This window comes from Thioalkalivibrio sp. ALE10, assembly GCF_000381385.1.
Lineage (GTDB): Bacteria > Pseudomonadota > Gammaproteobacteria > Ectothiorhodospirales > Ectothiorhodospiraceae > Thioalkalivibrio.
Window position 1 is genome coordinate 1 of record NZ_KB906460.1, and the last position, 20002, is coordinate 20002.

At 70.2% G+C, this 20002-nt stretch carries 15 protein-coding genes; 8 read left to right on the plus strand and 7 right to left on the minus strand.

Features of this window, described 5'->3' with window-relative positions; all coding sequences use genetic code 11:
* Nucleotides 1-257 precede the first annotated feature (257 nt).
* Nucleotides 258-2186: a thioredoxin domain-containing protein gene (locus F788_RS0112660; protein WP_019590398.1), complete on the minus strand. Its 1929-nt coding sequence runs from the start codon at nt 2184-2186 to the stop codon at nt 258-260.
* A gap of 131 nt (nt 2187-2317) precedes the next feature.
* On the opposite strand from F788_RS0112660, the gene F788_RS0112665 reads away from it, so the two are divergent.
* From F788_RS0112665 to F788_RS0112690, 6 genes are all read left to right on the plus strand, one after another.
* Nucleotides 2318-3313 carry a MerR family transcriptional regulator gene (locus F788_RS0112665; RefSeq protein ID WP_019590399.1) on the plus strand — a complete coding sequence of 332 codons (996 nt, stop codon included), beginning with the start codon at nt 2318-2320 and terminating at the stop codon, nt 3311-3313.
* Nucleotides 3314-3335: 22 nt separating this feature from the next.
* A complete protein-coding gene (locus tag F788_RS0112670; RefSeq protein WP_019590400.1) occupies nt 3336-4892 on the plus strand; it encodes a cryptochrome/photolyase family protein in 1557 nt (518 codons plus the stop codon).
* The gene (locus tag F788_RS0112675) at nt 4889-6313 is read left to right on the plus strand and encodes a deoxyribodipyrimidine photo-lyase (RefSeq protein ID WP_019590401.1); all 1425 of its coding nucleotides are present in this window, start codon (nt 4889-4891) and stop codon (nt 6311-6313) included. Before F788_RS0112670 ends, F788_RS0112675 begins: the two co-directional genes overlap by 4 nt.
* A 151-nt stretch (nt 6314-6464) precedes the next feature.
* Nucleotides 6465-6611, plus strand: coding sequence for a hypothetical protein (locus F788_RS13810; protein ID WP_231372067.1), 147 nt, complete (start codon nt 6465-6467; stop codon nt 6609-6611).
* Nucleotides 6595-7182, plus strand: a complete 588-nt coding sequence (locus F788_RS0112685; protein ID WP_019590402.1) for a Fic family protein — start codon at nt 6595-6597, stop codon at nt 7180-7182. Before F788_RS13810 ends, F788_RS0112685 begins: the two co-directional genes overlap by 17 nt.
* A 124-nt stretch (nt 7183-7306) precedes the next feature.
* On the plus strand, nt 7307-7573 hold the full coding sequence (locus F788_RS0112690) for a hypothetical protein (RefSeq protein ID WP_019590403.1): 267 nt from the start codon (nt 7307-7309) through the stop codon (nt 7571-7573).
* 38 nt (nt 7574-7611) lie between these two features.
* Here the strand turns inward: F788_RS0112690 and F788_RS0112695 are convergent, their stop codons facing one another.
* From F788_RS0112695 to F788_RS0112720, 6 genes are all read right to left on the minus strand, one after another.
* On the minus strand, nt 7612-8937 hold the full coding sequence (locus tag F788_RS0112695; RefSeq protein ID WP_019590404.1) for an MFS transporter: 1326 nt from the start codon (nt 8935-8937) through the stop codon (nt 7612-7614).
* Between the two features lie 7 nt (nt 8938-8944).
* Nucleotides 8945-9466: a hypothetical protein gene (locus F788_RS0112700; RefSeq protein WP_019592938.1), complete on the minus strand. Its 522-nt coding sequence runs from the start codon at nt 9464-9466 to the stop codon at nt 8945-8947.
* Nucleotides 9463-9762 carry a nucleotidyltransferase domain-containing protein gene (locus F788_RS0112705; protein WP_018945842.1) on the minus strand — a complete coding sequence of 100 codons (300 nt, stop codon included), beginning with the start codon at nt 9760-9762 and terminating at the stop codon, nt 9463-9465. The genes F788_RS0112700 and F788_RS0112705 overlap by 4 nt, the downstream gene beginning before the upstream one ends.
* 85 nt (nt 9763-9847) lie before the next feature.
* Entirely contained in the window at nt 9848-11404 is a 1557-nt protein-coding gene (locus F788_RS0112710) for a ribonuclease H-like domain-containing protein (protein ID WP_019590406.1), read from the minus strand.
* Nucleotides 11401-13800 carry a DEAD/DEAH box helicase gene (locus F788_RS0112715; protein ID WP_019590407.1) on the minus strand — a complete coding sequence of 800 codons (2400 nt, stop codon included), beginning with the start codon at nt 13798-13800 and terminating at the stop codon, nt 11401-11403. Before F788_RS0112715 ends, F788_RS0112710 begins: the two co-directional genes overlap by 4 nt.
* A 69-nt stretch (nt 13801-13869) precedes the next feature.
* Complete coding sequence (locus F788_RS0112720) at nt 13870-14961, minus strand: hypothetical protein (RefSeq protein WP_026332791.1); 1092 nt, start codon at nt 14959-14961, stop codon at nt 13870-13872.
* Between the two features lie 151 nt (nt 14962-15112).
* On the opposite strand from F788_RS0112720, the gene F788_RS0112725 reads away from it, so the two are divergent.
* Together F788_RS0112725 and F788_RS0112730 are read left to right on the plus strand one after the other, a co-directional pair.
* Nucleotides 15113-16417, plus strand: a complete 1305-nt coding sequence (locus tag F788_RS0112725; protein WP_019592937.1) for a DNA repair exonuclease — start codon at nt 15113-15115, stop codon at nt 16415-16417.
* On the plus strand, nt 16414-19983 hold the full coding sequence (locus tag F788_RS0112730) for a hypothetical protein (protein ID WP_019590410.1): 3570 nt from the start codon (nt 16414-16416) through the stop codon (nt 19981-19983). Before F788_RS0112725 ends, F788_RS0112730 begins: the two co-directional genes overlap by 4 nt.
* The last annotated feature ends 19 nt before the right edge of the window (nt 19984-20002 follow it).

Consider the following 20002-nt stretch of genomic DNA (forward strand, 5'->3'; position numbering starts at 1 on the left):
CCACCCCCGCACGCGCGAGGGTGAAGAACAGTCCGTTGCGAGAAGGCATTAACCACTCCGTGGTCAGGGCTTTGATTGTCGTTGAACCCTCCCGTATGTGGACGCAGGAATCAAGGGAATAACTTCACAAAATCCTATCCCTCGCCTTTTAACAGGAGGCAGAAAGTTCTTACGACTGCAACGCCATGCTTCCCGAAGAGCAAAAACGGAAAGCGGAATGTCATCCACACGTTACTCAGGCCAGAATTCCATCCCATTCACCTTCGAACGTTGTCCCCGCGATCCTCCAGCCACAGGATCAGGCCCGCGTGGTGCAGGGGATTGCTCTCGATGCCCTGCCCCGGCTCCAGCGGATAGTCGGCCAGCGCGGACTCCAGATCCGCATCCGCTGCGGCGTGTTCGGCCGTCAGCTGCAGCACGGCGGTGGTGCCCGACGGGCGGTGCACGGCCGGATGGAAACGCTCGGCGATCATGCCCGGCAGCGGGGGGTCCTCGGTGGTGCGGAACCCGTCCTCGCCGGAGAAACGCGTCCAGGCGGTACGCAGCAGGGCGCGCACCCGCTCGCCGTCTCCGCTGTCAGTGGCGGCGTCCCAGTCGTGCAGGCCGCGGGCCACGTACGCGTAATCCGGCAGCGTGGCCGGGCCGGCCTCCTCCGCGGGCAGGCCCAGCAGCGCCGGCAGATCCTCCGGCTCGTCGGCCCGCGCCGCCAGCCAGTCGCGCACGTCCCGGCCCATGGCCGCGTACTCCTCGCCCAGATCCTGACGCACCGCCTCGGCCAGCGCCGACAGCAGCAGACCGTGGGCGCCGGTCAGCACCTTCTCGTCACGCGGCAGGCCGCGTTCCTGGCGCGCCTCGATCAACGCCTCGCGCCCCCGGTCGACGTAGTCGCGCACCCGCTCCTCGTCGAGGCCGAAGCGCTCGCCCAGGGCTGCGGTGTCCATCCGGTCGGCCGGCAGATGCCCCGCGCTGAACGCAGGTGCGCCGTCCATGCCGAAGCGCGCCCGCACCAGCTCCGACTCGGGGTGATCCTCCAGCGCGGCATCCAGGGCCGAGCCCGGCCACAGGTAGGCACCGCCCTCGCGGCCCTCGTCGTCCAGCGCCGACAGGCTGGAGGCAAAGCCCCGGAAATCGCTCTCCGGTGCGCCCGCCGCGCCGGGGTCGGAATCGCGCAGGGCCATCTCGCGGCCGACGAAATCGAGGGTCTCCAGGCCGATCCGCGTCCAGTCCTCGCGCCCGAAGAGCTCGCCGGCACGCAGGTAGACACGCGCCAGCTGCGCCTGGTCCTCGAGCATGATCTCGAAGTGCGGCGTGCCCCAGTCCGGGGTTTCCGAATAACGGAAGAAGCCGCCGCCGAGCACGTCGCGCAGCCCGGATCCGGCCATCTCTTCCAGAGTGATGCTCAGGAATTCCCCGACCCAGTCCGGCGCGCGGGTGTCTTCCTGTGCGGTCAGCAGTGCATCCAGATAGGGGGAATGCGGGAACCTGGTCTCCTGCCCGAAGCCCCCGCCCAGATCATCCGCTTCGCGTTCCATTCGGCTCCAGAGGACGTCCGGCAGGCGTGCCGCACGCTCCGCCGACAGGGGCTGCTCCCCGTCGCGCAGACGCTGTTCCAGCTCGCGCGAGCCGGCGGCGGCCAGTTCGGCCAGGCGCTCCTCATCCGCCCTCAGCCGCTCCACCACGCCGTCGAGGAACTCGGCAAAGCCATCCCGCGGCGCATAGACGATCCCGGTCAGCGCATGGCCCTCGGGCATCACCACCACGTTCAGGGGCCAGCCGGCACTACCCCCGGTGGCGCGCTGGAACTCCAGCAGATAGGTGTCCAGCGCGGTATGCACCTCGCGGTCCAGCTTGACCGGGATGAAATGCTCATTGAGCCGCTCGGCGATGCCCTGGTCGAGAAAGCTTTCCTCATGCATCACGTGACAGTAATGGCAGGAAAAATAACCGCTGGAGATCAGCAGCGGCCGGCCGCTTTCGCGCGCCTCGTCCAGCAGGCCCCGATCCCAGGCCCGCCACTGCACCGGGTCCTCCGCGTGCAGACGCAGATACGGGGAAATGCTGTCCGCCATCTCCGGATTCGCCGGCTCGGCCGCCAGCGGATGGGCTCCGGCCAGAACCAGCGCCAGACCTGCCGCCAGAACCGCAAGCGTGCGGCGCATTTCGGACACGGGATTCATGAAACTCATAGCCTACCTCAATCCGGACGTGTAATGTCTGTAAGACCGCTCAAGTTGATCAAGCATTCCCTCGCGGAATTCCCGAGCCGGCATCCACCTTTTTCGTACATGGTCTGTACAGATCCTGTATAGTTCGGAGCATGGCCATCGCAACCGACAACGACTCGAACGAGCAGGCGGGGCTGTACCCGATCCGGCACGTCTGTGCGGAGACCGGCATCAATGATGTCACCCTCCGCGCGTGGGAGCGTCGGTACGGGCTCATCCGCCCGATGCGCACCCCCAAGGGGCACCGCCTCTACAGCGAGGAGGACATCCGGCGGGTCCGTCGGATCATGGAACTGCTGGACCAGGGCATCCCGGTCTCGCAGGTCCATCGCGTGCTGCAGCGCGACGAAGACGCCGCGGCACAGGAATCGGCCGCCCCCGAGGCGGACGACGCACCCGCCTCGCCGGCACCCGGCCGGCGGCCGGCGATCAGTGGCCCCGGGATTGCCCCGCATACCGCCGACCCCATCGCCGACGCGCTCTACCACGCGGTCGACCCGCTGGACGTGGAGCAGCTGGACCGCGCCTACGCGCGGCTGGTAATGCGCCACGGATGGGACGGGGTGCACGAACGCGCCTTCCTCGAGGTTTATCGTCAGTTGCGCGAGGAGTCCCGCCATTCGCCGGAGGGCGAGGTGCGCCTGGCAGTATTCTCCGCCTGGGCCACCGCCGCCCTGGCCGACCAGCTGCGCAATGCCCTGCGGGCCTGCGAAGGGCCTGTGGCACCCTGCCTGGTGCTCGGCGGCGGTCATCAACAGGTCGGCGGCATGCTGCTCCAGGTCAGCTGTGCCCGGCGTGGTCTCGCAACCCTGTCGTTGTTCGACGCGACCAGTGCGACCGCGCTGGAGTCGCTGGTCGGCACCCTGGGTGCGCGCGGGATTGTTCTGCACGGCTCGTCGCGACTGCTGCGCAGCCCGGACCTCAATCAGGTGGAGGGAATCCTGGCGGCACCCGGCTCACCGGTCTACCTGGCCGGCTCCGCAGCCCTTGAACTGTCCAAGCTCGACCGCCAGCGTCCGGTGGAAGTCCTGCCCGGCGCCCCCCTGGAAGCCGCCGACCGGCTCTGGCAGTACCTGGGCCGCGGCTGACCCCCCGGATGGGCCCGAGGCGATGGCGACGCCCCTGCGCACGCTGCTGATCGTCCTCGGCGACCAGCTGGCCCCCGAACACCCCGTCCTCGCCACCCTCGACCCGGCACAGGATGCCCTGTGGATGGCCGAAGTCACCGGCGAATCCACTCACGTCCCCTCGCACCGGGCCCGCACCGCGCTGTTCCTGGCGGCGATGCGCCACTTCGCCGAACGCCGCCGCGCGGCCGGGCTGACCGTGCACTACCGCCGGCTCGGCTCGACCGATCGCCCGGCAGACCTCGGCGGCGCGCTGGAATACGACCTGGCGCACCTGCAACCACAACGCCTGTGCGTGCTGCAGCCCGGCGAACGGCGCGTGCAGCGGGATCTGGAAAACGCCGCCGCTCGTCACGGGCTGCGTCTGGAGATCCGCGAGGACCCGCATTTCATCGACACCCCCGAGGCCTTCGGCCGCTGGGCCGGGTCGCGCCGCGAGCTGCGCCTGGAGCACTACTACCGCAAGCTGCGCCGCGAGCACGACGTGCTCATGGACGACGACCAGCCCGCAGGTGGCGCGTGGAACTTCGACGCCAGCAACCGGGGCAGCTTCGGCCGTCAGGGCCCCGGCCTGATCCCGGAGCCCGCCAGCTTCGCGCCAGATGCCATCACCCGAGAGGCGATCGACGACGTGCGCACCCACCTGCCGGACCTGCCGGGCGAGCTGGAGGACTTCGACTGGCCGGTCACCCCGGAGCAGGCGCAGGCGGCGCTGGAGGATTTCATCCGGAACCGGCTGCCCGACTTCGGCACCTGGCAGGATGCGATGTGGACCGATGCGCCGTGGCTCTACCACGCGCGGATCTCCGCCGCGCTCAACCTGCACCTGCTGGATCCGCGCGCGGCCATCCGCGAGGCCGAGGCCGCATGGCACGACGGGCACGCGCCCATCGAGGCGGTGGAGGGCTTCATCCGCCAGATCCTCGGCTGGCGCGAATACGTGCGCGGGCTGTATTTCCACTTCGGCGACGACTGGCACGCCTGGAACGCGCTGGACGCCCACGAACCGCTGCCACGGCTGTACTGGGACGCCGACACCAACATGACCTGCCTGGCGCAGGCGGTGGGCCAGACCCTGCGGCTGGGCTACGCCCATCACATCCAGCGCCTGATGGTCACCGGGCTGTTCGCCCAGCTGCTGGGCGTGGAGCCGCGCGCGATCCACGCCTGGTATCTCGGCATCTACGTGGACGCAGTGGAATGGGTGGAGCTGCCCAACGTGCTCGGCATGTCGCAGTACGCCGATGGCGGGCGCATGGCCTCCAAGCCCTACGTGGCCACCGGGCGCTACATCCAGCGCATGAGCAACTACTGCCGCCACTGCCGCTTCGACCCGGGCGAGGCCAGCGGCGAACGTGCCTGCCCGTTCACCACCCTGTACTGGGATTTCCTCGACCGCCACCGCGAGCGCTTCGCCCGCCACCCGCGCACCGCGCTGCAGTGGAAGCACGTCGAACGCATGGACCCCGAGCGCCTGCAGCAGATCCGCGACCGCGCGGGCGAGCTGCGCCGGCGCCTGCGCAAAGGAGACCGCCTGTGAGTACCCCGTCCCCCGCCCTCGTCTGGCTGCGCCGCGACCTGCGTCTGGCCGACCAGCCCGCGCTGCACGCCGCCCTCAGCCGCGGCGGCCCGGTGATCCCGGTGTACATTCACGCCCCGGACGAAGAAGCGCCCTGGGCCCCCGGAGCGGCGTCGCGCTGGTGGCTGCATCACAGCCTGCAGGCGCTGGTGGGCGAGCTCGAGGCCCTGGGGGCCACGCTGACCCTGCGCCGGGGCCCCAGCCTTGAGCAGCTCCGCGCGCTGGTGCACAAGACCGGCGCCGGCGCGGTCTACTGGAACCGCCTGTACGAACCGGCGATCACCGCGCGCGACGCCACCATCAAGGCCGCGCTGCGCGAGGACGGTCTGGAGGTGCACAGCTTCGCCGCCGCCCTGCTGCACGAACCCTGGGAACTGGCCACCGGTCAGGGCACGCCCTACCGGGTCTTTACCCCGTACTGGCGCGCCGCCTGCAAGCGCGGGCTGGAAGGCGACCCGCTGCCGGCCCCGAGCCGCATCCCCGCGCCGCCGTCGCCTCCGGCCTCGGAACCGCTGGAGGCCCTGGAGCTGCTGCCGCGCATCCGCTGGGACAGCGGGCTGGCCGCGGCCTGGAACCCCGGCGAGCGCGCCGCTCTGGAGCGTCTGCAGGGCTTCATCGAAGACGGCGTGGGCGCCTACGCCGAACGCCGCGAGCGCCCCGACACCGATGGCACCTCGCGGCTGTCGCCGCATCTGCATTTCGGCGAGATCAGCCCGACCCAGATCCTGCGCGCCCTGCGCCAGGCCGGGCTCGAGCCGACCGACGGCCCGGCCGAGCCCTTCGTGCGCGAACTCGGCTGGCGCGACTTCGCCCACCACGTGCTGTACCACTTCCCGCACACCCCGGAGCAGCCCCTGAACCCGCGCTTCGAGGCCTTCCCGTGGCGGGAGTCGGCGGAAGACCTGGAGCGCTGGCAGCAGGGTCGTACCGGCATCCCGGTGATCGACGCCGCCATGCGCCAGCTGTGGGAGACCGGCTGGATGCACAACCGCATGCGCATGGCCGTCGGCTCCTTCCTGACCAAGAACCTGCGCCTGCACTGGCACGCGGGGGCGCGCTGGTTCTGGGACACCCTGGTCGACGCCGACCTCGCCGCCAACACCCTCGGCTGGCAATGGGCCGGCGGCTGCGGCGCCGATGCCGCGCCCTACTTCCGCGTCTTCAACCCGCAGCGGCAGGGCGAACGCTTCGACCCCGACGCCGCCTACATCCGGCGCTTCGTCCCCGAACTCGCCCGCGCCCCCGCCCACGACATCCACCAGCTGCGCCCCGGCCTCGCCGCCGACTACCCCGCCCCCATGGTCGACCTGAAACAGAGCCGCCAGGCCGCCCTCGATGCCTTCGCCACCATCAAGAACCCGCCGAGGTCCGACCATGGTTGAGGCACCGTCGTCGTCATCGCAGACCGGGCGAAACGTACGGTGCTACACTGGAATGTTAGAGAGTTTTTCTGGATTGAGAATGGAAATGAAGCCGATCAAGAGACCGCGCCTTAGCTTGCAGCCCCTCGGGCCACACGACCCGGTTGAGCGCGTGCGGCGATCCCGCGCCAACATCCGCCTTGAGGGACTGCACGCCGACCCGCGGACCGAAGCCCTGGTCGCAGCCATGGCTCGCGGGGAGATCAATGCCGAAAAGGCCGTTGGCGAGATCCGTTCCTGGTATGCCGGTCGAACCTGAAACCTGGCCCGGCACCAACGTCTACATCAACCACCTCGGCCTGAAAGACCGCCGGGAACTTGCCGAAGCCGAAGCATCCCTCACCTGGGTCCGCATCGAAGAGTACCGGGATCGACCCCACCGCCCCGCCACATTCGACCTCGAACACCTGTGTCACATCCACCACCAGATTTTTCAGGACCTTTATGACTGGGCGGGGCATATCCGCTCGTTCGACATCCGCAAGGGTTACTGCGAATTCACCCCCGCCGGGTCCATCGAACACTACGCTCATCAGATCTACACGGAACTGGCCGAACAGGATTTTCTTCGGGGACTGGACCGCGAGCCATTCACTCGGAATCTCGCTCGCTATTACGACCTGATCAATCGCCTGCACCCCTTCCCGGAAGGCAACGGACCAACGCAGAGGCTCTTTATCGAAGATCTGGCGGCATTTTCCGGCGTCTCCGTAAACTGGGATCTCGTCCCGCAGTGGCAAATCGTCGAAACCGCCGTCCGGGCCTTCGATGGCGACCGCGAACCAACAATCTGGATGTTCAGCGAAATACTGGAATGGGCAGTTGACTGACGCCGCCCGCGGCTCTTGCCGGCCCTGACAGAGCCGCCAGGCCGCTCTCGATGCCTTCGCCACCATCAAGCAGAGCGGGTAGAATGGTCCGCGATCCCATCAACCCAACAGCGAGAATCCGGCGATGAGCACCTTTTCGGAAGGCAACCTGCAGTACCCGCGCAACGTCTCCTACAACTTCAGCCAGTACGAAGACACCACTCCGGTGCGCGTGGAGGCCGAAGGCAAGCGCTACGTGGGCCAGCTGCTCAACTGCGAGCCGCCCTACCGCGTGCGCGTGACCGAAGAGATCGTGACCCCCGGCAGCGCCCGTTTCATCCCGGTGCGCGAGATCCATCTCCAGACCCTCGACGGCGTGGAATACCTGCACCAGGGCCACCACGCGCACTGAGCCATAAACCGCGAGCCGGCTCCGGCCGGCTCAACGGTTCACACGCCGGCGATGTGGTCGGGCGTGCGCACCGGGGCAGACGCGATCAGGGCGATCACGAACAGCGCCAGACAGAACAGGATGGCGTTGGCCAGCCCCAGCCAGGCCTGCAGCAGGCCCAGGCCCAGCAGACCGAAGATCGCCGCCGCCTTGGCCGCCAGCCCCCAGAACCCGAACCACCGCCCGGCCTCGCGCGGCGGGGACATGATCGCCACCAGCGCGCGGCCGGCCGACTGCGCCGCCCCCAGGCTCAGGCCGGCGACCGCCCCCACCACCAGGAACACCTCCTGCGCCTCCACCGGGCGGCCCAGCAGCGCGGCCAGGGCATCCGCCACCGCGGGCGTGGCGTAGATCGCCAGGACCGCCAGACACCACATGATCAGCGTCAGGCGGTAGATCCGCACCGGCCCCGCGCGATCCTGCAGCCAGCCGAACCCGATCGCCCCGACGATCGCCGTGATCTGGGTAATGACGAACATCGTCACCCGCGTGGACTCATCCCACTCGATCACCTGCGAGCCATAGATAAAGGTGAAGGCGATGATGATGTAGATCCCCGCCATCAGAAAGAAGATGGACACAAACAGGCTGCGCAGCGCGCGATCCTCGCTCAGGCGCTGCAGCGCCAGCAGCACGCGCCGCCAGCCCAGCCCCAGCTGCACCCGGCGCGCAAGCTCGCGGCGCGTGCCGCGCTCCTTAAGAAACAGAAAGGTCGGCAGCGCCGAGACCAGGAAGAACGCCGCCGCGAACGGCCCCACCCAGCGGATGCGGTCGAAGTTCTCCTCGGTCACCTCACCCAGCAGCCCCAGCGCAAACGCCGTGGCCACCAGCCCGCCCAGGTAGCCCAGACCCCAGCCCAGCCCCGAGATCCAGCCCAGCCGCTCCGGCGGCCCCAGATCCGGCAGGAAACTGGCAATGAACGACTCGCCGATGGCGTACCCGAAGTTGGAGGCGATGATCAGCGCCATGCCGAACCAGATCAGCCCCGGCTCGACGAAATACAGCAGTCCCGTGGTGACCACCGTCAACAGCCATGAACCCAGCAGGAACCGCTTGCGCGTGGCCGTGGCATCCATGATCGACCCCGCCAGCGGCGCCAGCAGCACCACCATCCCGTAGCTCACCGCCAGCGCCACGCTCCACAGCAGGTTGCCCAGGCGGTAATCCGGCCCGTCCCCCACGATCACGCGGGTGAACAGATCGCCGAAGATCACGGTGATGATCAGCAGGGTGTACGCCTGATTGGCGAAGTCGAACATCGCCCAGCCGAAGATCTCCCGGCGGGGCGCCGGCGCCTTGGGCGGATAGCGCCGGATCAGCGACATGCCGGCACTATTTCGCTCCCACAAGCGATACGGGCACCGCCGTGGAATCCAGTCCCATGCGCTCCACCGCGAAACGCCGCACCCGCTCGTAGGTGTCCAGCAGCATATCCGTGTGCGCGCGGGTACGACAAAGGTCTTCGGCGAAGGTCTCCGGATCGCGCATGTACTCGTGCACCAGCCGGTCGCGCAGCCGCCGCACTTCAAGCCAGTCTTCCAGGTCCTCGATCACACCCAGACGTTCCGCCCGATTGAGGACCTCGATCTGACTGCCCGGTGTTTCCGCCAGCGCAAGAAGCCAGCGTGGCAGGAGCTTGTCGGCGATGGTGTCCTGCATGCGGCCGAAACGGGACACGAATGCTTCCATGCGCTCCGCTCGCTCCGGGGCGTCGTCCAGCGCTCGCACCCATTCAGCGTCGATCAATTCCGCTGCCAGCCGCCCGCGACTCCAGTCCAGATGTCCTCCCTCCCGGCGCACGATCTCCAGCGTCTGCAGAAAGCGATCGACTGGCAGCAAACTTTCCTCGTTCACAGCGGCACCCCCGTGCGACGGGCTTCGCGGTGAATCGGCTCGCAGGTCGTATCGGGATCGATGGTGACCACATCGAATTCGCGATCCCCCAGGCGCCTCTGCAGGCGCGCCACCAGGGTCAGCTCCCGCGACCGCCGATCCGGCATCGACTGCGGCAGCTCCACCAGCAGGTCGATGTCCCCGCCGCGCGCGGCATCATCCGTGCGCGAACCGAACAGCAGCACGCGGGCCTCCTCGCCAAAGACCTCCCGCACCGTGGTGCGAATCGTCTCGCGGGTTTCGTTCGACAGGCGCATGGGCATGGACTCGACGTGGCGAGGGATTCCGGAATCGTAACAAATCCCCGGCACCGGAACGGACCGGTCGGGGCCAAGCCCGGCTTCAACCGGTGGGAGGCCAGCCCTCTGGCCGATCGGGGGCCGAGTCCGGGCTCGCGTCGGCGAGCAGGCCTGCATCCCGGCCGAGGCGCTGTACCAGACGGGCACACCGCGCACGCGCGGCGGCAGAATCCGGCAGGCGACGCGCCCACTCCAGGGCGGTCGCGGGGTCACGGCGCTGATGCTCGTGGTATTTGGCCAGGGCCTCGATGGCTTCCGGATGGCCCTGTTCGGCCAGAGGCTGCCACAGGGCGACCGCGCGTTCCCGGACACCCGCGCGACGCCATTCCCGGGCGAGCCACAACTGCCCGGCGGGGGTCAGCCGTTGTTCGCATTGCTGCAGCAGCCGGCGGGCTTCCACCGGCCCCCGAAGCCGGTGCAACAGACGCGCGGCGCCCTCGGGCGAAGCCAGCTGCGCCGGCGGGTCGGCCAGCACCCCGGCGAGCGCGGGACCCAGAACGGCCAGACTGAAGATATCGTCGGCATTGTGCCGCACCACACGCTGCAGCAAATCCGCCTGACCGAAGCGCAGATACGCCTGCCACGCCCACGGCGCGTCAGACCCGGGGAGGTCATCGGGGCGCTGCAGGCCCAGAAGCCGTTCTTCCGCGGTGCGCAGTCGGCAGTCGGGCCAGGCATGGCCATACAGCGCGCGTACCGGATGGAGAAAGTCGGTGTGGGCGCTGTCCGCCGGATCGTTTCGACGCTGCATGCGTCGGCGGTCGCGCAACAGCGGCAGGTCGAAGGTCTTGCCGTTGTAGCTGACCAGGCGCTCGCAGCCGGCCAGCGCGGCGTCCACCGACTCCAGCATGGTGGCCTCGCCGGCGAACGCGGTCATCAGCCACTGGCGCAGGCGCAGGCCCTCGCCGCTCGGGGTCGCCAGGCCCACCAGAAACGCAACGGTCCCGGCACCGCCGGCCAGCCCCGTGGTCTCGGTGTCGATGAAGCCCACCCGTTCGCCGGCCTCCCAGAACGGCCACGCCGCTCCCAGGGCCTCCCCCAGAGCCAGCCGGCCATGTTCGTGCCCCGGTGGCAGCTCGCGATCCAGCAGGATCACGTGTTCGCCGATGCGGCTGCCGCCGAGACGTTCGGCGAGTTCGTCGACGGACACGGCCGGGCCATGGGGGCTCGTGGCGGGTGCCGTCGCGCTGTCTGCCTTCCCGACTGCGGGGGGTACGGCGGACGGCGGGGCATCCTGCGGACTGGGCGGTTTCGGCGCAGCTCCCATACGCCGGATCCGTTCGCGCAGCTCGGCCAGCGCGCGGGCGCGCTGCGGGCTTTCGCCCTGCCCGGTCGCCGGCGCCCGACCTCCGTGCACGGACCCTTCGTTGCCCGACGTACCCCCCGGATCTGCGGAGGCGTCCGTCATCGAACCGGTTTCTTGCCCGGATTCGGTCCCGGGGGCCGTCCCGCCTGCGGCACCCGCAGGGCCGGCTTCCGGACCCCCCGGGGCCGTACCGGAGGGTCCGGCCCCGTCCCGGACAACCTCGTCCGCGGTGCGCCGTTCCGGGTTCACGCCGGCCTGCCGTCGCAGGGTGTTCAGCCGGTCGGACAGGCTCATGCCGCCGCCCCCTCGCCAAGGGCCTCCAGCACGGTCAGCGCCGCCTGTTTGGGCGAGAACCCGCGCACCTCGTCGCTGGCGAGAATCGGGCCGATGCAGGCGGGACAGCCATGGGCACAGCCGCAGTTGCGGATCAAGGCCAGGGCGTCGCGGACCACCCGCGCCCGCGCATCGAACAGCGGCGACGACAGCCCCACGCCCCCGGGATAGTTGTCGTACAGGAACACCGCCGGGCGGAAGCGCGCCTCCTGCTCGGGGTCGCGCTCGCCGCCGTCGAGGGTGCGCAGCTGGCCGCGGCCGCCGGCCCCCACGGTGGCAAACCAGCGGGCGTCGCCATCGCCCACCGCGCGGCCAAGATCCTGCGGTTCGGCCATCACCACCAGCGCGGCGACGTGGTGCATCGCATAGGCCGCGCCGAGGAAGCCGTCCAGCGCCTCATGGCGGGAGGCGAAACGCGCCGCCAGGGCCTCCGGCACCATCTGCCACCACACCGAGGTGGTGTGCATCTCCTGGTCCGGCAGATTGATGTTGCCGTAGCCCACGTTCTCGTGGGTGTAGTAGCGGATCTTCTTGTAGCCCGGGATGCGGCGGACAATGTGCACCTCGCCGCGCGCGGCCTCCCCCTGCCCGGCGGCGCTGCGCTCGAAGTCGTCGAGGATCTTCAGCCGGGTGTAGTCGATGGCGTCGGTGTAGTAATCGGCGCGGGTGCGGGTGACGAAGGCCTTGCGCCCGTCCCAGTCGAGGTGCTCGACCTGGTAGGGCACCGCCTGCACCAGGTAGATCGCCCCCTCGTACAGGGTCTCGGCGGCACTGGAGAAGTCCACCTCGGCGATGATGTTCTGCTGCCCGTCGCTGGTGTCCACCACCACGAAGTTGCCCTCGGCCACCGAGCGCAGGCTGACGCTCTGCGCCGGGTAGCTGTCCTCGGTCCAGTGCCAGGTGTCGGACTCGCGGTGCAGCACGCCCTCCTCTTCCAGGTAATTCAGCAGCGCCTCCAGATCTTCGCCGCCGAAGGTCTCGCTGCGCCGGAACGGCAGCTCGAAGGCGGCGCAGCGCACGTGGTCCAGCAGGATCAGTAGCTGGTCCGGGGCGATGCGCGCCTGCTCCGGCGACTGCCCGAGAAAGAACTCCGGGTTGCGGATGATGTACTGATCCAGCGGCTCGGAACTGGCCACCAGCACGCCCAGCGACGGCCGGTTGCGCCGCCCGGCGCGGCCGAGACGCTGCCAGGTACTGGCGATGGTGCCGGGGTAGCCCGTCAGCAGGCACACGTCCAGGCTGCCGATATCCACGCCCAGCTCCAGCGCGGAGGTGGCGATCACGCAGTCGACGTTGCCGCCGCGCAGCGCCTTCTCGGTTTCGCGGCGCTCGTTCGGCAGATAGCCGCCGCGATAGGCGGCCACCCGCGCCGCCTTGCGCGGGTCGTTGTCGAACACGTCCTTCATGTAGCGGGTGATGATCTCCACCATCAGCCGGGTGCGCGCGAAGATGATGGTGGACAGCCGCGAGCGCAGCGCCATGCGCGCGATGCGCGTGACCTGCGAACGCGCCGAGGCGCGGATGCCCAGATCGGCGTTGACCACCGGCGGGTTCCACAGCAGCAGGTGGCGTTCACCGGCCGGGGCGCCGCTCTCGGTGATCGCCTCCACCGGTGCGCCCACCAGCCCTTCCGCCAGCTCCTGCGGGTTGGCGATGGTCGCGGAACTCAGGATGAACACCGGATCCGCGCCGTAGAAGCGGCAGACCCGGCGCAGCCGGCGCATCACGTTGGCCACGTGCGAGCCGAACACCCCGCGGTAGCTGTGGGTCTCGTCGATGACCACGTACTCCAGGCTCTCGAAGAACTGCGCCCACTTGGTGTGGTGCGGCAGCACGCCCTGATGCAGCATGTCCGGGTTGGTCACCACGATGTCGCCGCGCGTGCGCACCGCCTTGCGCGCATCGCCCGGGGTGTCACCGTCGAAGGTGTAGGCGCGCACGCCCAGATCACCGGCCTCGTTGAGCTCCATCAGCTCGGCCACCTGGTCCTGCGACAGCGCCTTGGTGGGGAACAGATACAGCGCCTTCGCCTTGCGCTCGCGCGCCGCCTGCAGCACCGGGAGGTTGTAGCACAGGGTCTTGCCCGACGCGGTGGGCGTGACCACGACGGTGTGATGCCCGGCACGCACCCGATCCCAGGCCGCCCGCTGGTGGCTGTACAACCGCTCGACGCCGCGCGCCCGCAGCGCGGAGGCGATCGCCGGATCAAGGTCGTCGGGGATGGGCGCGGTGCTGGCCGGCCGCGCGGGCATCACCAGCTCGCCGGTGATCCGCTTGCGATAGCGCGCCTTCAGCCGCTCGGCCAGCCGGCGCGCGCCCTCCACTCCGGAATCGGTCTCTGCGTCCATGAGGCGCATGCTACTGCATCCGCCCGGGCGTGGTGGACGTCCCTGCCCCGGATCCGGAAGACCGACGGCCGCGCGTTCCTAACGCCCCGATCCGGGGTCGTCCCGACCACGGTCTTCCCGATCCTGCTCGCCGGAGCCCGTTGTCGGGGCATCAGGGTCAGCCCCCTCGCTACCACCGCTGGCGGCACCGGCCGTCGCCATGCCATCGGCCTCATCGGAACGCCCGGAGCCTCCGGTCCAGGCGGCGGCCTTCTGGCGCATCTCGCCAAACTTGCCGGTCAGTTTTTCCAGCCGCCCCTCCCACTCCGGGTCGGGGTCCTGGCCCTCGGTCACGCGGTTGAACACCTGCATCAGCGCGACCATGCCCACCGGCTCGATCACGGCCTGCTTCACGCCCCAGGCGAACACCAGGGCAATGATGACTGTCAGCGGACCGGCCAGCGCCGGGATCAGGGCCACCAGCCCGGCGATCGGCGCGAGGATGATCAGGAACACGACGAAGGTCATGCCCCAGATGAAGAACGCGAGGAAGAATGCATTCTTCAGGAATGCCTTGTAGTTCTGCGCGTACAGGATCAGTGCGGTGCGGCTGGCCGCCCACGGATTCTCGGCCCGGGTGCGGATGTTGTAGGCGAGGATCACTTCGTCCAGGTAGGTCAGCGACAGGTTGATGACCGTGTTGATGAAGCTCGCCAGCCCCCTGGTCCCGGGCAGCGGGATCAACGCCGCGATGCTGAAGAAGGCCCGGTTGAAGACCTTGAGTACGCCCTTGATCAGTTGATCCACCGCGAACAGCACCGAGGCCTGGGCGAAACGCTCGCGCACCACCTCGCGCGCGTGCTCGATCTGGCCGCGGCCCTGCGGCAGCTCCTGCCCATCCATGCGCTCCACCAGCACGGCGATATGCCCGGCCTTGACGATGTACAGCAGGTATTCGCGGAAGAAGTACACCACCGCGCCCACCAGGCCGAAGCCGATGAAGCCGCCCCACAGACCGAATACCCCGGGGTTGTCGCCGATATATCCGATCCCGTAGCCGAGGCCCGCACCGACCCCCGTGCCGATCACGTACGCCAGCGTGATCCCCACGTAGATGACGAAACGGAACACCAGAAACGGTGCGGTACTGCGCAGCAGACCCAAGGTCTCCCGCATGCTGAAGTCCTTCATGGCGTTGCCCCCCGAAAAGGTTCCGTTGTGATGCACCAGCATCACCCACAGGGGACACTCCTGTCCCCCTCCGGATACAGGGGGCGGGCCCACTTCTCCCCTGCCTCCGGCGGTGCGACCATAGGGCCCCGAACACCGGAAAGGGATCTCCATGCCCGTTCGAATCCTCGCCGTGGGCGACATGCACCTGGGTCGCCGTCCCTCCCGGCTGCCGGCCGCGCTGGCCGACGACGGCGCGCGCCTGGGGCCGGCCGAGGCCTGGGAGCGCTGTGTCCGCCTGGCCATCGAACAGCAGGTGGACGCGGTGGCACTGGCCGGGGACCTGGTCGAACGCGAGGACGACTTCTTCGAGGCCTACCGGCAGCTGCGCACCGGCATCGACCGTCTGACCGGGGCCGGCATCCGCGTGGCGGGCGTGGCCGGCAACCACGACGTGGCCGTGCTGCCGCGTCTGGCCGATGAACTCGAGGGCTTCCACCTGCTGGGCCGTGGCGGGGCCTGGGAAAGCGTCACCCTGGGGACCGGCGAAGACCGCGTAACCCTGCACGGCTGGTCATTCCCGTCGCGGCGGGTGACCACCAGCCCGCTCGCCGGACACGACTTCCACGCGAACGAAGGGGCCGCGGCCGGCGTTCACCTGGGCCTGCTGCATGCCGACCGCGACGCACGCGACTCGCACTACGCCCCGGTGCGCTCGGCCGAACTGGCCGGTGCCGGACTGGATGCCTGGCTGCTGGGGCATATCCATCGCCCGGACGCCCTCGACGCCGCGGGCACGGCCGGGCGCTACACCGGCGGTTACCTCGGCTCCATTACCGGCCTGCACCCCGGCGAACACGGCGCGCGCGGCCCGTGGCTGCTGACCGTGGAGGCGGGCCGCATCCAGTCCCTGGAACAGCAGTGCCTCGCCCCGCTGCACTGGGCCCGCGTCGATCTCGACCTCACCGGCCTCGAGACCGCCGAACAGGCCCGCACCCGCCTGCTGCAGCAGCTGCGCGAGCTGGAAGCGGGACTGGACGCCCGCCCCGTCCCGCCGCGCGCGCTGGGCCTGCGCCTGCGCCTGACCGGGGCCACCACCCTCGCCGGCGAGGTGGCACACCAGCTGGACGGGCATCGCGAGGAAAGCATCGCCGCCGGCCCCGAGCGCTTCACCTTCATCGAGCGCATCCTCGCCGATACCCGGCCGCCGATCGACCTGGACGAACTGGCCCGCCGGCAGGACCACGCCGGGCTGCTGGCCCGCCGGCTGCGCGACCTGCACCGCCCGGCCGACGACCCCGACCGCCGCGCGCTGATCGAACGCGCACGCGACGAGCTGGCACCGGTCGCCGACGACGCCCGCTGGCAGGGCCTGCCCGCGGCGGCACTGGATGAAGAAGCCATCGCCGAACACCTGACCGATACCGGCAGCCGCCTGCTGGAACGCCTGCTGGCCGAGACGGAGGCCGGCGCGTGAAACTGCAATCCATCGAGATCCGCCGGCTGCCCGGGATCGATCGGGGCTTCGTCATCGACGCTCTGGACCCGGCGGTCAACTTCGTCACCGGGCCGAATGCCTCCGGCAAGAGCAGCCTGATCCGCGCCCTGCGCCATCTGCTGGCCGGGCATCGCCCGGGCGACCCGCACCTGCTGTCGCTGACCGCCGGCTTCCACGACGGGCGCCATCTGTGGACCGTGGACCGCAACGGGGCACATGTGGCGTGGCAGTGCGATGGCCGCCCGGCCGAACCGCCCGCCCCGCCCCCGGCGGATCTGCTCGACAGCTACCTGATCGGCGTCGAGGACCTGGTGCAGATCCAGGGCAGCGGCGAGCAGGCGCTCGCCCGCCAGCTGCGCCGGGAACTCAACGGCGGGCTGGATCTGCCCGCACTGCGCGACGAGCTGTTCCCGCATGCCCCGCGCGCCGGACACCGCGAGCGTCAGGCGCTGGAACGGGCCCGGCAGCAGCGCGAGGAGGTCGAGCGAGAACAGCGCCAGGCCGCCGCCGGGGAACAGCGCCTGCCGGAGCTGGACCGCGAGATCGCGCAGGCCATGGAGGCGCAGGAAGAGCAGCAGGCCCTGGAGACCGCACTGCGCCTGCTGGACACCGAACAGGCGCTGCGCGGGACCGCCGCACGCCTGGAAGACTTCCCGCCCGACATGGAGCGCCTGACCGGCCGCGAACCGGAACGCCTCGCCGCACTGGACCGCCGCCGCGAGCACGCCCGCGAAGAACTCGCCCGCACGGAACAGGCCCGCCGGCAGGCCGCCGAGCGGCTGACACGTACCGGGCTGGAGAACGCCCGACCGGATCCCGCCGAACTCGAACGCCTGCGCGGGCGTCTGGAGGCCCTGCACCAGCAGGAACGGGCACTGGCTGACGCCGACACCGCCTGTACCGACGCGCGTACCGCGCGCGACCGGGCCCTCGCCCGGCTCGACGGCCGCGAGGACTCCGCCCGCGAACTGCCACAACTGGATGACGCCAGCCTCGACCGGGCGCACGATCTCGCCCGCCGCCGGCGCGAGCTGGAAGACCGCCGCACGGCCCTCGAGACGCGGGTGCAGGGTGCGCCGGAGTCCTCCCCCGAAGAGGAGCTGGAACGCCACGAACGCGGCGCGCGGCTGCTGTATGACTGGCTGGCCCTGCCGTCGCCGGACCACCGCGAGCGTCCCGTCCTCCCGACCGTGCTCGGGGCTGGCCTGGGCGCCATCATCGCGGTCTTTGGCGGACTCGTCGGCCCCGGCTGGCTGGCTGTCGTGGGCGGCGGCGTGATGCTGCTGGCGCTGCTGCCGCTGCGGTTCCCTGGGATGGTCTCCGGGATCCTGCCGGAACGTCTGCGCCGCTCGGCCGAAGCGCTGGCCGCGGACGCCCGCCGCGACCAGCTGACCCGGGAGTTCACGGCGCTGGGCCTGGACAAGGCCCCCGATGCGCCGTGGGTCCCGGCCGGCGTGCGCGCCTGTCTCGAGGCCATCGAACGCCGCCGCGATACACTGCGGCTGGACCGCCAGCGTTTCGAGGAGGCCCGCACGCTGCGGTCCGAGCGCGACAGCGTGGACCGACAGTTGCAGGAACTGGAACAGGAAGAGGCCGCCTTCGCACGCGAAGCCGGCTTCGACCCGACGCTTGCCGGGCGGCTCGACGATTTCCTCCAGCGCACCCGCGAGCTGCAGCAGGCCGAGCTGGCCCTGCAGCAAGCCGAAGCCCGGCGGGCGGACACCGCCGGCCGCGTCCGGGCCCTGTCCACGGAACTGCGCGAAGCCCTCGCCCGTTGGCCCGGCACCAAAACCGACGCCGCGCCCGACGCATCCCCGGCCCACGTCGATCTGGCGCCTGCCGTGGCCGCCCTGCGCCAGCGCGCCGACGAGGCCGCAGAGGCCGAGCGCGAGGCCGCCGAGAAGGAACGCGAGGCGCGGCGGCTGCGGGACACGCTGGAGGAGATCGAGCAGGAAACCGCCCGCGAGCTGGCCGAGGTCGGCCTGGGGCCGGATCAGCGCGGCATTCTGAAACAGCGTCTGGAGCAGCACGAGGCGTGGCACGAACTGCGGGACCAGCGGGAAGAACAGCGCCGGCGCCGCGACGACCTCGCGCGCGAACTGGTGGCCCGTCCGGACCTGCTCGCCCTGGCCGGCACGCAGGATTCCCCCGGCGAGCGCGACACCCTGGCCCGGCGCCACACCGAGGCGGTCGACCGCGCCGCACGGCTGGAGGAACTGCGCGAGGAACGCAGCCAGATCCGGGAACGCATCCGCCAGACCGGGCTCAAGGGGGAACGCGAACGGGCCATGGCGGCCGAACAGGGCGCGCGCGAGGCGCTGGAGCAGCACCGCGCCAGGGCCCTCGAAAGCACCGCCGGCCGGTTCCTGCTGGACGACATCCAGGACGAGTTCCGCCGCGAGGAAGAACCCGAGCTGCTGCGCCGCGCGCGCGAGGCCTTCGCCCGCTTCACCCACCACCAGTGGGCCCTGCGGTTGAGCGACGAGGACGACGGCTTCCTCGGCGAGGACCGCGTGCAGGGGGCCCTGCGCACCCCCGGCGAGCTTTCCACCGCTACCCGCATGCAGCTGCTGCTGGCCCTGCGTCTGGCCCGCGTGGAGACCCGCGAGGCCGGCGACGGATCACGGCGCTGGCCGCTGCTGATCGACGAAGCCCTGGCCACTACCGACCCCGAACGCGCCGGCGTGATGTTCCGCACCCTGCGCGAACTCGCGCAGGATCGACAGATCCTGTATCTGGCGGCCAGCGACTACGAGGTGCAGCTGTGGCAGCAGGCCACCGGCGAGTCACCTCACCGGGTCGACCTGCAGGCCGTACGCGGCATCGCGATGGACAAGTCCGGGGAAGGCTCGGGGCGGACTCCGGCCCGTTTCCGCCTTCCCGCCGCGCCGACCATCCCTGAACCCGGCGACCGGGACATCGCCAGCTGGGCCCGCGAGCTGGGCGTCCTGCGCCCGGACCCGACGGCGCCGGCGGAAGAGGTCCATCTGCTGCACGTACTGTTCGACGACCCCGCCACCGCGCGGAGCCTGATGCAGGACTGGCGGGTGGACCGGGTCGGGCCGCTGCGCAGCCTGCTGGACAGCCGGATCGCCGCCCGCGCCCTGCCCGAGACACGCCGGCGCACCGCCCTCGCCCATCGCAGCATGGCTCTGGAGCACTGGCTGGACGCCTGCCGGATCGGCCATGGCCAACCGGTGAACCGGGGGATCCTGGAACAGGCGCACGCGGACGGCGTGCTGACCGACAACACGCTCGAGGGCGTGGTACGACGTGCGGAAGAAACGGGGGGTGACCCTGTAGAGCTGCTGGAGGGCCTGCGCCAGGATCCGATCACCATGGCCAGCGGCACCGAGCAGCGCCTGCGGACCAGGCAGCGTGAACAGCTGGAGTCCTGGCTGAAGGAACACGGCCTGCTGGACGAGCGTGACCCGCTCACGCCGGAGCAGCGCCGCCAGTACGTCCTGGAACGCGTGCCCGCGGATGCCGACCCGGGCGACATCCAGCGCCTGATCGACCACCTGGAGCACGAAACCGGCGACTGACTCCCCGCCATGCGCCGCC